General features: G+C 73.7%; 11 protein-coding genes and 1 pseudogene. 6 read left to right on the forward strand and 6 right to left on the reverse strand.

Annotation, left to right across the window (positions count from 1 at the left end):
• Positions 1-115: 115 nt before the first annotated feature.
• On the forward strand, positions 116-757 hold the full coding sequence (locus HCJ93_RS25175) for an ATP-dependent Clp protease proteolytic subunit (RefSeq protein WP_167998103.1): 642 nt from the start codon (positions 116-118) through the stop codon (positions 755-757).
• Complete coding sequence (locus HCJ93_RS25180) at positions 757-1,359, forward strand: ClpP family protease (RefSeq protein ID WP_167998104.1); 603 nt, start codon at positions 757-759, stop codon at positions 1,357-1,359. Before HCJ93_RS25175 ends, HCJ93_RS25180 begins: the two co-directional genes overlap by 1 nt.
• An 80-nt stretch (positions 1,360-1,439) precedes the next feature.
• Here HCJ93_RS25180 and HCJ93_RS25185 read toward each other — a convergent pair whose 3' ends face one another.
• Positions 1,440-1,919: a helix-turn-helix domain-containing protein gene (locus HCJ93_RS25185; RefSeq protein ID WP_167998105.1), complete on the reverse strand. Its 480-nt coding sequence runs from the start codon at positions 1,917-1,919 to the stop codon at positions 1,440-1,442.
• A 234-nt stretch (positions 1,920-2,153) separates the two neighbouring features.
• Here HCJ93_RS25185 and HCJ93_RS25190 point away from each other — a divergent pair, with 234 nt between their 5' ends.
• Positions 2,154-3,026 carry an RNA polymerase sigma factor SigF gene (locus HCJ93_RS25190; protein WP_167998106.1) on the forward strand — a complete coding sequence of 291 codons (873 nt, stop codon included), beginning with the start codon at positions 2,154-2,156 and terminating at the stop codon, positions 3,024-3,026.
• A gap of 148 nt (positions 3,027-3,174) precedes the next feature.
• Here the strand turns inward: HCJ93_RS25190 and HCJ93_RS25195 are convergent, their stop codons facing one another.
• Complete coding sequence (locus HCJ93_RS25195; RefSeq protein WP_167998107.1) at positions 3,175-3,627, reverse strand: ATP-binding protein; 453 nt, start codon at positions 3,625-3,627, stop codon at positions 3,175-3,177.
• Positions 3,628-3,754: 127 nt separating this feature from the next.
• On the opposite strand from HCJ93_RS25195, the pseudogene HCJ93_RS30270 reads away from it, so the two are divergent.
• Together HCJ93_RS30270 and HCJ93_RS25200 are read left to right on the forward strand one after the other, a co-directional pair.
• Positions 3,755-3,904 (forward strand): annotated as a pseudogene (locus HCJ93_RS30270) (PRC-barrel domain-containing protein); the annotation flags it as partial.
• A 421-nt stretch (positions 3,905-4,325) separates the two neighbouring features.
• Positions 4,326-4,781: a PRC-barrel domain-containing protein gene (locus HCJ93_RS25200; protein WP_206317931.1), complete on the forward strand. Its 456-nt coding sequence runs from the start codon at positions 4,326-4,328 to the stop codon at positions 4,779-4,781.
• A gap of 94 nt (positions 4,782-4,875) precedes the next feature.
• Here the strand turns inward: HCJ93_RS25200 and HCJ93_RS25205 are convergent, their stop codons facing one another.
• The gene (locus HCJ93_RS25205) at positions 4,876-5,910 is read right to left on the reverse strand and encodes a DUF6777 domain-containing protein (protein ID WP_167998109.1); all 1,035 of its coding nucleotides are present in this window, start codon (positions 5,908-5,910) and stop codon (positions 4,876-4,878) included.
• Between the two features lie 479 nt (positions 5,911-6,389).
• Here HCJ93_RS25205 and HCJ93_RS25210 point away from each other — a divergent pair, with 479 nt between their 5' ends.
• Entirely contained in the window at positions 6,390-7,682 is a 1,293-nt protein-coding gene (locus HCJ93_RS25210; RefSeq protein WP_167998110.1) for a streptophobe family protein, read from the forward strand.
• 9 nt (positions 7,683-7,691) lie between these two features.
• On the opposite strand, the gene HCJ93_RS25215 is transcribed toward HCJ93_RS25210, so the two are convergent.
• Genes HCJ93_RS25215 through HCJ93_RS25225 form a run of 3 tightly spaced genes read right to left on the reverse strand, consistent with a single transcriptional unit; the run spans position 7,692 to position 11,970 of the window.
• Complete coding sequence (locus tag HCJ93_RS25215; protein WP_167998111.1) at positions 7,692-8,675, reverse strand: serine/threonine-protein kinase; 984 nt, start codon at positions 8,673-8,675, stop codon at positions 7,692-7,694.
• Positions 8,672-9,634, reverse strand: coding sequence for a hypothetical protein (locus HCJ93_RS29695; protein ID WP_240967840.1), 963 nt, complete (start codon positions 9,632-9,634; stop codon positions 8,672-8,674). The genes HCJ93_RS25215 and HCJ93_RS29695 overlap by 4 nt, the downstream gene beginning before the upstream one ends.
• 8 nt (positions 9,635-9,642) lie before the next feature.
• On the reverse strand, positions 9,643-11,970 hold the full coding sequence (locus HCJ93_RS25225; protein ID WP_167998112.1) for an FHA domain-containing protein: 2,328 nt from the start codon (positions 11,968-11,970) through the stop codon (positions 9,643-9,645).
• Between the last annotated feature and the right edge of the window lie 157 nt (positions 11,971-12,127).

The following is a 12,127-nucleotide window of genomic DNA, read 5'->3' on the forward strand; positions in this document are numbered from 1 at the left end:
AACCGGGTGACGCTCTGCCCGTGGCGAATCTGCCGGGGGCAGAGAAACGGCCGGCGGGCGGCGTCCGCGGCCGACAGTGGAGCCGACGGCGTCCGCGCCACCACGAGGAGTTCCCATGGCACCACCGACCATGCTGCAACCGCGGGCGGAAGACGGCGACACGCCCCTGACCCGCTTCGACGACCAGCTCGCCGCCCAGCTGCTCGCGCAGCGCATCGTGCTGCTCGGCACCCAGGTCGACGAGGTGTCGGCCAACCGGGTCTGCGCCCAGCTGCTGATCCTCTCCGCTGAGGACCCGCGCACCGACATCAGCCTGTGCATCAACAGCCCCGGCGGGTCCGTGCACGCGGGCCTGGCGATCTACGACACGATGCGGCTGATCCCCAACGACGTGTCCACGGTCGCCATGGGGTTCGCCGCGAGCATGGGGCAGTTCCTGCTGAGCGTGGGCACCGCGGGCAAGCGCTACGCCCTGCCGCACGCGCGCATCATGATGCACCAGCCCTCCGGTGGCATCGGCGGCACCACCGCCGACATCGAGATCCAGGCGGAGAACCTGGAGTTCACCAAGCGGACCATCGAGGAGATCACCGCCGAGCACACCGGGCAGACCCCGGAGACCATCTCCCGCGACGGCGACCGGGACCGCTGGTTCACCGCCGAGCAGGCACGCGAGTACGGGATGATCGACCGCGTCGTGGAGTCGCTGAGCGACATCCTCCCCGGCGCGCACCGGCGGCGGATGGGACTGCAGTGATGGGGACCTACACGATTCCGAACGTCGTCGAGCGCACCCCGCAGGGCGAGCGCTCCTACGACGTGTTCAGCCGGCTGCTGTCCGAACGGATCATCTTCCTCGGCACCGAGATCGACGACGGCGTGGCCAATGTCGTCATCGCACAGCTGCTGCATCTGGAGTCCGCGGCACCGGAGAGCGAGATCTCGATCTACATCAACTCCCCCGGCGGCTCGTACACCTCGCTGATGGCGATCTACGACACCATGACGTTCGTGCAGGCGCCCGTCTCCACGTTCTGCGTCGGGCAGGCGGCGTCCACGGCGGCGGTGCTGCTGGCGGGCGGCGATCCCGGCCGGAGGTTCGTGCTGGAGCACGCCCGGGTGCTGCTCGGGCAGCCCGTCTCCAGCGGGGCGCGCGGCACCGCGTCGGACCTGTCGCTGCAGGCCAAGGAGATGATACGGATCCGCTCCCAGGTGGAAGAGGTGCTGTCCCGGCACACCCGCCACGACGTGGAGACGCTGCGGGCGGACATGGACCGCGACAAGGTGTTCACCGCGCAGGAGGCCGTGTCCTACGGCCTGGCCGACGAGGTGCTGAGCCGGCGCCTCGTCCGGGTGTGAGAGGCCGGGCGGAGCCGGATGGTGCGGGCCGCCCGGCGGCATGCGGAGACCGGCGGACCGCCCGGCGTCCCGCGCCCGTCTCAGGCGGCCAGGCAGAGTCCGTTGTGCGGGGACCGCGGCACCGCACGGTCGCGGGCCGTGCGGCGGGAGGTGATGCGGACCAGCTCGCCCTGGGCCCGGGCCAGCAGGTCGCCCAGACTCAGGCCGAGGGCCCGGGCAGCGGCCGCGAGGACCTCCGAGGAGGCCTCCTTGCGGCCCCGCTCCACCTCCGACAGGTACGGCATGGAGATCCGGGCGGCCTCGGCGACGTCCTTCAGCGTCCGCTCCTGCTCCTGACGCTCCCGGCGCAGCACCTCACCCACCAGGTCCCGCCACAGCGGCTCCTTGGGATCAGGGGCGGGGGCAGGGCCCGGCGGCGGGGCGGCGGGGGCCGGGAAGGGGCGTGGCGGCGCGTCCGCGGTGCGGGGCGGCCCCGGCTGCTCGCGGGTCGGGCGGTCCCGGCGCGTGCTCCGGGGCCGCAGCGGGATGACGTGGGCGTGGTCGGGCGCTCGATCGTTCACCCTCTCAGCCTAGGAATCGCGGCCGCCGAGGGAAGGCAGCGGCGTTCCGCCCAGAGTGAAGCGCCGCTCTCCGGGCGGCTGCGCAGTCCCGCGCCCGAGGTGCCGGGTCGCCCGATCGGGCCTACGCTGAGCCCTGCAGAAACCGGACGGCATGCATCGCAAGGCCGGGGGTACCCGGGGTCTCGCAGGTCCAGGCACACAGTCCGCCGTGACGTTCGTGGGGAGAAGACCGCCGTGATCCGGGCGCAGGCGCAGGTCGATCAGGGCACCGAGGCCGCAACGGGTGACGGAAGTCTTCCCGGGGTCGCCGACCCGCGCAGCGTCGCCCCGCGCGACGCCAGGGAGCTGTCCCGCCAGTTCTTCCGCCGTCTGACGGAGCTGGAGGAGGGCACGCACGAGTACCAGTACGCGCGGAACACGCTGATCGAGATGAACATGTCGCTGGTGCGGTTCGCGGCCGGACGGTTCCGCGGCCGCGGCGACGACATGGAGGACATCGTCCAGACCGGCATGATCGGTCTGATCAAGGCCATCGACCGGTTCGAGCTGTCGCGCGAGGTCGAGTTCACCTCCTTCGCGCTGCCCTACATCGTGGGCGAGATCAAGCGCTTCTTCCGTGACACCACCTGGGCCGTGCACGTGCCGCGGCGGCTGCAGGAGCTGCGGGTGGAGCTGGCCAGGGCCCGCGAGGAGCTGGCCAGCCGGCTGGACCGCGAGCCGACGGTCGCCGAGCTCGCCACGCTGATGAACATCACCGAGCAGCAGGTCGTCGAGGGCCAGATCGCGGCGAACGGCTACAACTCCTCCTCCCTGGACGCCGCCCTCACCGGTGACGGACCGGAGCACGGTGAGGCGGTCCTCGCCGACTTCATCGGTGTGGAGGAGCAGGGGCTGCGGCTCGTCGAGGACTTCCACGCGCTGGCGCCGCTGATGGCGGAACTCAGCGAACGCGACCGGGAGATCATCCACATGTGGTTCGTGGAGGAGGCCACCCAGGCGGAGATCGGCGAGCGCCTCGGCTGCTCCCAGATGCATGTGTCCCGCCTGATCAAGCGGATCATCACCCGGCTGCGTCAGGGGATGCTGGGCGAGCTGGGCTGCGCCTGAGGCACGCGTGAGCCGCACGGCCGCCCGGGTGCCCGCACCGCGTGGGGAGGGCACCCGGCACTCGCCGCCGGTTCCCGCCCGGAAGCGCGCCGGCGCCCGGGTCAGACGTGCAGGCGTGTGAAGGCGCAGGGCTCGCGGCCGGACGCGGTCACGCGTCGAAGTCGAGCACCGCGCGCACGCACTTGCCGACGGGCACCGGCTCCACCCGGATGTCCCGGGCCAGCGCCTGCACGATCTCGAGGCCGTGGCGGCCGACGCGTTCGGGGTCGCGCGGGAAGACGCTGGGCGGCGCGGCGCAGCTGTCGTAGACGGACACCGTGAGCGAGGCGTCGGTGCCCTCCAGCTCCAGGATGTACGGGCCCTCACTGTGCCGGTCGGCATTGGTGACGAGTTCGCTCACCACCAGCAGTACGGCGCCGGTGACCCGTTCGCCGACGCTCGCGCACCACTCGTTCCTGAGCTGGTCGAGGAACTGCGCGGCGAACTCCCGCGCCTGGGCGATGCAGCCCGGCTCGCCGGTGAAGTGTGCCGCCCGCCGCAGCGGTTCCACGGGCACGTCGAAACCAGTCGGAATCACTGCACCGTCCAGGTGGTAGGTCATGCGCTTCTCTCTGCGAGCTGGCCGGACGCTCTGCATCTGTGCTCGTACCCCGAGTCCGTCGAGGCAGTCGTGCCGATCCGTGTCGGCCACAGCACACCGGGGAACCCGGGCAGACGTGGACGAACTGATGTCGGTGCGGTGTCTGGCGACCCTGCCCGTGGTGACGCTGGGCGGTGATGCGATCGCGCATGTCAAGGACGCCGTCTTCGATCCGGCGGCCGAGCGGATCACGAGTTTCACGCTCACCGGCCGGTCCCTGTGGTCGGGCCAGCTGCCGCGGGACCTGCCCTGGCCGGCGGTGTACCGCCTGGGCCGGCACGCGGTGATGGTGCGCGACCGTGACGCGCTGTTCGACCTGCCGCTGTCGGTGGCCCGCCGGGACGCCCTGCGCGGGCGGCTGCTGGGGGCGCAGGTGGCGACGGACGCGGGCGAACCGGTGGGCACGGTGCTGGACGTCCTGGTCCGGGGCGGCACCAGCGGCCAGGTGGTGGCCTTCCGGCTCGCCGCCCACCGGGGTCTGGCGCCGGGCTCGCGGCATCACCGGCACCGCGTGTACGTGCAGCGCGGCGAGACCCGCTCCGCCGACGGCCGGACCCTGATCATCCCCGAGCACGCCACCACCTACGTCAGCGACGACCTGCCGGACTTCGTCACCCGGGTCGGCGCGTTCCACCAGGGCGAAGGAGTGCTCTTCCGTGATGCTCCTCTCCCGGGTGCGGGGCCTGCCCGCGCTGACGGACGAGGGCGCCCGCCGGCTCGGTACGGTGCGTGCGCTGACCGTCGACGCCGGGACCGGGACGGTCACCCATGTGCGCATCCGGCGGGGTCTGCTGCGCGGGGAGACGGCGGCACCCTGGCGCGACGTGGCCGCCGTGACGGAGGACCGGGTCGTGATCCGCGCCGGCACGGGCGAGGCGGCCCGCACCGGCGAGCCGGAACAACAACAAGAGGCACCGCATCGCGAACTGCTCGGCTGCCGGGTGCTCACCGAGACCGGCGAGGAACGCGGCACCGTGCTGGACGCGGCCTTCGACCCGGTCACCGGCCGCATCGAGACGATCCGTACCTCCCGGACCGAACTGCGCGCCGACCGGATGCTGGGACTGGGCGACTACGCCCTGGTGGTCCGCGCCACCCGCGCCGACCGGATCTGAGCCGCGTAGGCGGCAGCTCTGGGCGGACGTCCGCCGTGGTCCCGGCGGCGGGCACGGCCACCGGGACGGGTGCGGTCCGTCAGGACGTCGGTTGTCAGGACGCGGCCGGCGGGGCCTCGTCGGCTCCGGGCTCGGGCGCGGTGCCGGACCCCTGCGGGGGCGGTTGCGAGGAGCCGGGGGCGGGCGAGCCGCCGTCCTCGCCTCCTTCCCGGCTCGGCGCCTCGTCCGTCGGGGACTCCCCGGCGCCGGGCTCGGAGTGGGGGGCGGACGGCGGGGGCGAGCCGGGCGGGCACCCCTCACCGGGCGGGCACCCGGACTCCTCGCCGGTGCCTCCGGTGGAGGGGCTGCCGCTGTCGTCCGAGGGGCTCGGCCTGCCCGGCGGACGGGTCGGCTTGTCCGCCCTGCCCTTGTCGCCGGGCTCTCGCTCGAACCAGCTGTCGTCCTCGAGGTCGTGGACGACGAACTTCCCGACCGGCTCGGGCGCCGGTTCGACCACGACGACCTTCGCCGGGTCGTAGCCGGGCCAGCGGTCGCCGGTGTAGCGGGGGTCGGACTGCTCGACGGGTCCGGTCAGCGGATTGCCGCAGGCGCAGCGGACCCGCGGCACCCCGCGGTCGTCGACCAGCACGGCGGTGCCCGCCTGGAGGACGGCCTGGTAGGGGACGGCGGCGCCGTCTCGGTAACCGTGGTTGGTGACCCGGGTGTCCAGGCGCAGCTGCAGCGGGGTGAGCGAGCGCAGATAGTTGGGGACGCGGGAGGGCTCGAGATCGAGCACGGAGGCGAAGGCCTCGTTCTTGGCCGGGACGTCCTGGAGGTAGGTGATCTGCTGTTCGACGTCGCAGGCGGCGTCGTTGCGGGTGCCGCCGTACAGACCGGGGCGTCCGCCCTCCACCACGCGCACTCCGCCGGGCGTGGCCGAGGCGGTGGGTGCGGACGGGGTGGCGGTCGGGGCGGTGCTGTCCTCGGCGGTCGACTCGGTGAACGGATCCCGGCCGGGTGAGTCGGCGGCCTGCAGGAAGACCTCGCCGCCTCCGCCGCCCGCCGTGGTGCCGCCGTCGGAGCGGCCCAGGACCACGGCGAGGATCACGGCCGCCACCACGGCCACGGCGACCACCGAGATGCCGGCCACCGACTTCCACCACGGGCGGCGGCCTGGCTCCTGCGGCCCCTCGCCTCCCCCGCCGGCGGCGCTGCCGTCGCCACCGCCCCCGCCGGGCGGCTCGGACTGAGGCGGCCCGGAAGGGCGCCCGGACGAAGGCGGCCGGGCGGACGGCCCGGACGGCGGCGGCTGGGACGGAGGCGAGGACGACGGTGGTTCGGAGCGGCCCGACAGGGGTCCGGAGGGGGGTCCGGTGGGTCGGCCGGAGTCCGGCGGTTCGACACTCACGAGCCCTTCTTCCCGCACGGGTGGTCCCCGGGCAGTCACGCACAGACGGTTGCGATCCGATTCATCACTTTTCTTCCGTTACGCGTTCATTGTGTGTGCGCGGGGTGCGCCGCCCGCAAGCCGACGCGGTCGGAACCGCCGGCCGGCGCGGGGCCCTCCCGCCCCGACGCGGACGGACCTCCCGGCAGGCGCCGTGCGCGGGCCCTGCTTAGCGTGGCAGCGTGACTGCACGCACCACCCCCTCGGACCGGGCGGTCGCCCGCCACGGCTGGTTCCAGGCCCTGGCCACGGTGCTCGGCGGGCTGGTCGCCATGGTCGTGGTGGCCGCGCTGGGCCTGTGGGCGGCCGGGGCCACGGACCTCCCGGCCGGGTCGTTCCCCAAGGTGGTCGCGGCGACCGTGGTCACCGCGGTCGGCGGGACGGTGGAACTGTCCGGGGACGCGGGCGCGCTGGCCGGCACCGAGGGCGGTCTGACGGTCATGCCGCTGTCCGTGACGCTCACCGGCGCGCTGCTGATCGGCTGGGGGTTTCTGCGACCGCTGCGGCACCGTGCGGTGGCGGGCACCCCCGAGCTGGCCGGATGGATCGCACGGTTTCTGGCGCTGTGGCTGATCGCGCTGCTCGCACTGGCCTGCACCGCCCGCCACACCTTCGAGATCTCCCTCGGCGAGGGAGCACTGAGCGACCTCGGTGACCTGCTGGGGGTCCGGCCGGAGGTCGGCTTCGCCGCGAATGTGCCGCTGACCGTGCTGGTGGGTCTGGTCTGGCTGGCTGGCGTCCTGCTGCTGGCCCTGATGGTGGCGCGCGGCGCCCCGCTGCCGGGCCGGCTGCTGCGCTTCCACACGACGGTGCGTCCCGCCGCGCACGCGATGGTGCAGCTGCTGCTGGCCTTCGTGGTCATCGGTCTGGTGATCGCCCTGGTCGTGGCCGCCACCCGGGACCATCCGTCCGAGACCTTCGCGGTGATCCTGCTCGGCCTGCCCAATGTCGTCTGGCTCGCCCTGACGATCGGGCTCGGCGCCACCTGGAACGGCAGGGTGGACGGGCCCTTCGGGCTGCCCATGCCGAAGCTGCTCGACGAGGTGCTGCGCACCCCCGACGTCTCCACGCTCGACCTGGGCACGCTCGCCGAGCACGACGGCCGGGTGTGGTGGCTGCCGGTCGTCGCCGGGGTACTGCTGCTGACGGTGGCGTTCGTGATGGCGGCCGTGGCGCCGCCGCGGATCCGGGTCTGGCAGCACGCCGTGCACCTGGCGGTGGCGCTGGCGCTGACGGTGCTGATGGTCTGCCTGGTGGGCCGCGTCTCCGCCCGGCTCGGCCTGTCCGTGCTCGGCATCGGCGATCTGGGCGAGGGGCTCACCGGCCAGGTGCTGCTCGATCCGCAGGTGTGGGGGGCGCTGGGGCTCGCGCTGCTGTGGGGCCTGGTCACCGGATTCCTGGGCGCGCTCCTGGCGCTGCTGCTGCGCAGGCGGCGCGAGAAGCAGCACGCGCCCGTGTCGGCCGGCGCCGGGTGACGGTCCGGGCTACGCGCCTCGCAGCCCGAAGGCCGGGCGGGCCCAGTCCGGGGGCGGCTCGGGCAGCCGGCCGGCCCCCGGCACGGCCGGGCTCCCGGCCGGCTGCGCTCCGCCCGCGGCGGCGTCGCGCAGCGCGACCACGAACTCCCGGCAGGAGGCGTGACGCTCCTCGGGGTTCTTGGCCAGCGCCCTGGCGAACACCTCGTCGGCCTCGGGCGGCAGGTCGGGGCGGACCCCGGTCACCGGCGGCGGGGGGTCGTACTGATGGGCCCACAGCAGGGCCATGTCGTCCTCGCGGAGGAACGGCGGATGCCCGGTGAGGGTCTCGTACACCACGCAGGCGAGGCCGTAGACGTCGCAGCGCGCGTCGACCGGGCGGCCGGAGATCTGCTCGGGGGCGACGTAGTCCAGGGTGCCGACGAACTGGCCCACCGTGGTGAAGCCGGTCAGGGACAGCGACTTCTTGGTCAGCCCGAAGTCGGTGAGATAGACGTGCTCGGGGTGGTCGGTGTCGGTGCCGTGGGCGACCAGGATGTTGCCCGGTTTCACGTCCCGGTGGACCAGGGCGTGCTCGTGGGCGGCGTCGAGCGCGGAGGCCACCTGGGCGGCGATGCGCACCGCGGTGGCGACCGGCAGCGGTCCCTCACGGTCGAGCAGGCGGCGCAGGTCGCTGCCGTCGACGTAGCGCATGGCGATGTAGAGGACGCCCTCGGTCTCACCGGCCTCGAAGACGGGCACGATGTGCGGGTGGTCGATGGCCGCGGCGGTACGGGACTCATGGGTGAAGCGGCGGCGGAAGGTGTCGTTGCGGGCGAGGTCCGGGGCGAGCAGCTTCAGCGCGACGGTGCGGTCCAGGCGCAGGTCGTGCGCGCGGTAGACGACAGCCATGCCGCCGCGCCCGATCTCCCGCTCGATCCGGTACCCGGCGATGCGCCGCCCGGTCAGATCGGCGGCCCGTCCCGCGAACAGGCTGGTGTCCCCGGTCCCGGTCATGCCCCGTCACCTTCCGCCCCGTCCCGCCGGCCGCCCTCCCGGGGCACGACTCGGGTGGGCTCGTCGGGCACGGCCCGCTTCGGCTCCTCGGGCGGGATTCGCGCGGGCTCCCCGGCTGCGGCCGGGTCCGGTTTCTCGGGCATGACCTGCGTGGGTGCCTCGGCCAGGGGCACGGCCGGGCCGTCAGCAGGAGACCCGGCCGGTTCATCACCCGCGATCCGCGCCGGCTCATCCGCCACCACCTCGGTCGGCTGCCGCACGCCCTGACCGGATTCCCCGGCCCCGGGCCGGGCGGGCTCCGGCCCCACCACCCGGGTCGGCTCCGGAGCCGGCCGCCCCGGTTCCCCCGTCACCACCTCGGTCCGCTCCTCCCCCACCGCCTGAGCGGGCCCCTCGCCTGCACCCGGCGCGGCCGGCACCTGCTCCTCCGGCACCACCTGGGTGGGCGGATGCGCCGGCGCGGGAGTCGCGGCGCCCGGGGCGGTGTCGACCGTGTGGGTGTGCAGCGTGGTGCCGTCCGTGTAGAGCCATCGCCCGTGGCCGGGGTCGTAGAGCCACAGGGACTCGCCGTCGACGACGAGGCCGATGCGCAGCCCGCGGGTGCGGGCGGCGAAGGTCCCGGCGTCGAGGGTGCCGTCGGCCAGCTCGGTGACGGCGGCCCGGTAGCGGGCCAGGGTCTCCTCGGTGCGCCGCAGCAGCGGCCGGGGGTCGGCGGTGCGGGCCATCGGCGCGCCGGCGGCGGGCGGATCCCGGGGCACGGCGAGCAGGCGGCGGGCGTCCACCCAGGCCGACCAGCCGTTGGAGCAGAGCACATGCCCCCAGTCGCCCTGCCGCTGCAGCAGCTGCACCGGCAGCAGCGGGTCGAGCGGCACGCTGGGGCGCCCCGGGTCGGGGCTCTCCCAGGTGGGGAGCCCGTCGGCGGGGACGACGTGCGTGGGCCGGAAGGCGGGAGCGGTCATCGCGGGCACTACTTCCGCATCACCACGGGCTCCTGGCGCCGCAGAAGGCGGGAGACCAGGAGTCCGAAGACCAGTGACAGGACGAGCAGCATGCCGACGGAACGCAGCCAGGCGCCCGTCCGGTGGGAGAAGAGCGGATCGCTGGTGAGGTCTCCCGGTGAGAGCGCGGGCAGGTCGATGGTGCCGGCCATCGCGGCGAAACCCCATCTGGCGGGCACCAGCCAGGCGGCCTGCTCCAGGACCAGCACGCCGGCGAGGGAGAGGAGGGCGCCGCAGAAGACGACCTGGACGATGGCGAGCAGCACCAGCAGCGGCATCGTCACCTCCTCCTTGGGCACCGCGGCCGAGACCAGCAGCCCGAGCATCATCGCGGCGAAGGCGAGCAGCGCCACCGCGACGGTGATCTCGGCAAGGGGCGGCATCACCACGCCGTCGCCGCGCGGTGCGTGCAGATCGACGCCGAACAGCGCGACGAGGGTGAGCACGACCGCCTGGAGCGCGGTGACCGTGCCGAGCACGACCACCTTGGACATCAGATACGCCGATCTGGACAGGCCCACGGCCCGCTCGCGCTGGTAGATCACCCGTTCCTTGACCAGTTCGCGCACCGCGTTGGCGGACCCGGTGAGGACCGCTCCGACGCACAGGATCAGCAGCGCGTTCATGGCGGACTTGCGGGTCAGCTCCGAGCCGGCGAGGGCCCGCGCCATGGCGCCCATCACGAACGGCAGCGCGATCATGATGACCAGGAAGGTGCGGTCCGCGGCGAGGGCCGCGGTGTAGCGGCGGACGAGGGTGCTCAGCTGGGCGCCCCAGCGGCGCGGCTTGGGGCGCGGCACGACGGGGACCGGTTCCTCCTCCTCGCGGGGGCGCCGCGGCTGTGCGGGGCTCCGGGCCACGTAGCGCCGGTGGTAGGGCGACTGCCGGTACTCCTCCGCCCAGTCGCGGTCCTGGTCGTGCTCGAAGGCGTCGAAGGCGGCCGGCCAGTGGTCGAAGCCGAAGAAGGGCAGGGCCTCCTCGGGCGGGCCGTAGTAGGCGACCTTGCCGCCGGGGGCGAGGACGAGGAGCCGGTCGCAGACGTCGAGGCTGAGCACGCTGTGGGTGACGACGATGACGGTACGGCCGTCGTCGGCGAGGCCGCGCAGCATCTGCATCACGGAGCGGTCCATGCCGGGGTCGAGTCCGGAGGTCGGCTCGTCGAGGAAGAGCAGGGACGGCTTGGTCAGCAGCTCGAGCGCCACGCTGACCCGTTTGCGCTGGCCGCCGGAGAGGCTGTGCACGTGCTGGCGGGCACGTTCCTCGAGTCCGAGTTCGCGGATCACCTCGTCCACCCGGGCGCGGCGTTCGGCCTTGGCGGTGTCCTGCGGGAAGCGCAGTTCGGCGGCGTAGGACAGGGCGGCGTGCACCCGTAGCTGGGTGTGCAGGATGTCGTCCTGCGGGACGAGTCCGATGCGCTGCCGCAGCTCGGCGTAGTCGTGGTAGAGGTCGCGGCCGTCGTAGAGGACGGTGCCCTCGTCGGCGGGGCGCTGTCCGGTGAGCGCGTTCATCAGGGTGGACTTGCCGGCGCCGCTCGGGCCGACGACGGCCAGCAGGCATTTCTCGCCGACCGGGAAGGAGACGTGGTCGAGCAGGGTCTTGCGGCCCCGGTCGACGGTGACGGTGAGGTCCTGGACGTCGAGGGAGACCTCGCCGGTGTCGACGTACTGCTGGAGTTCGTCGCCGATCAGGCAGAAGTCGGAGTGGCCGACGCCCACGATGTCGCCCTGGGCGACCTCGTGGCGCTGGACTGGCACACCGTTGAGGTAGGTGCCGTTGTGGCTGCCCAGGTCGACGATCTCGTAGCCGCCGTCGGCGTGGACGTGCAGCTCGGCGTGGTGCCGGGAGACCATCAGGTCGTCGACGACGAGGTCGTTGTCGGGGGCGCGGCCGATGCGGACGGTGCGGGTGGGCAGCGGGCGCACGGAGGTCGGCTGCCGGAAGGTGTGGGTGAGGGCGGGGTGGGCGACCGCCGAGGGCCGGTTGCGCGCGGGGGCGGTGAGCACCACGCGGGGTCCCTCGGTGACGTGGCCGAAGCGGATGACGGTGCCGGGGCCGACGTCGCGGGTGTGCACCCGACTGCCGTCGGCGTAGGTGCCGTTGGTGCTGTGGGCGTCCTCCAGCGTCCAGTGGCCGTCGGTCGCGCGCAGCACGGCATGGTGCCAGGACACCCGGGCGTCGTCGATGACGATGTCGCTCAACGGGTCGCGTCCGACGTGGTATTCACGGACCGGGCTGATCAGGGTGGAGCCCGACTCGGTCTCCAGGACGAGCTCCGGCGCGCTGGGCCGCTCCGCCATGTCCTGAATTCTACCGATTGGTCCGTGCGGGTGCCCGGTGCGATGGGTCCGCTGCGGTGGCGCTCGGGCGAGGGAGCCGCCCAGGAGGCTGCGGTGCGCTCGGGCGGCGAGGCGTCCGGAAGGGACGGTGCGCCAGGCGAAGGGACGGTGCGCTAGG

Source organism: Streptomyces composti (genome assembly GCF_012034205.1).
Lineage (GTDB): Bacteria > Actinomycetota > Actinomycetes > Streptomycetales > Streptomycetaceae > Streptomyces > Streptomyces composti.

Coding starts and splice junctions, on each gene's coding strand:
- HCJ93_RS25180 (WP_167998104.1), top strand. CDS start 757: ATGGGGACCTACACGATTCCGAACGTCGTCGAGCGCACCCCGCAGGGC.
- HCJ93_RS25215 (WP_167998111.1), bottom strand. CDS start 8,675: ATGACCGGGACCGGGGACACCAGCCTGTTCGCGGGACGGGCCGCCGAT.
- HCJ93_RS25175 (WP_167998103.1), top strand. CDS start 116: ATGGCACCACCGACCATGCTGCAACCGCGGGCGGAAGACGGCGACACG.
- HCJ93_RS25200 (WP_206317931.1), top strand. CDS start 4,326: ATGCTCCTCTCCCGGGTGCGGGGCCTGCCCGCGCTGACGGACGAGGGC.
- HCJ93_RS25225 (WP_167998112.1), bottom strand. CDS start 11,970: ATGGCGGAGCGGCCCAGCGCGCCGGAGCTCGTCCTGGAGACCGAGTCG.
- HCJ93_RS29695 (WP_240967840.1), bottom strand. CDS start 9,634: ATGACCGCTCCCGCCTTCCGGCCCACGCACGTCGTCCCCGCCGACGGG.
- HCJ93_RS25195 (WP_167998107.1), bottom strand. CDS start 3,627: ATGACCTACCACCTGGACGGTGCAGTGATTCCGACTGGTTTCGACGTG.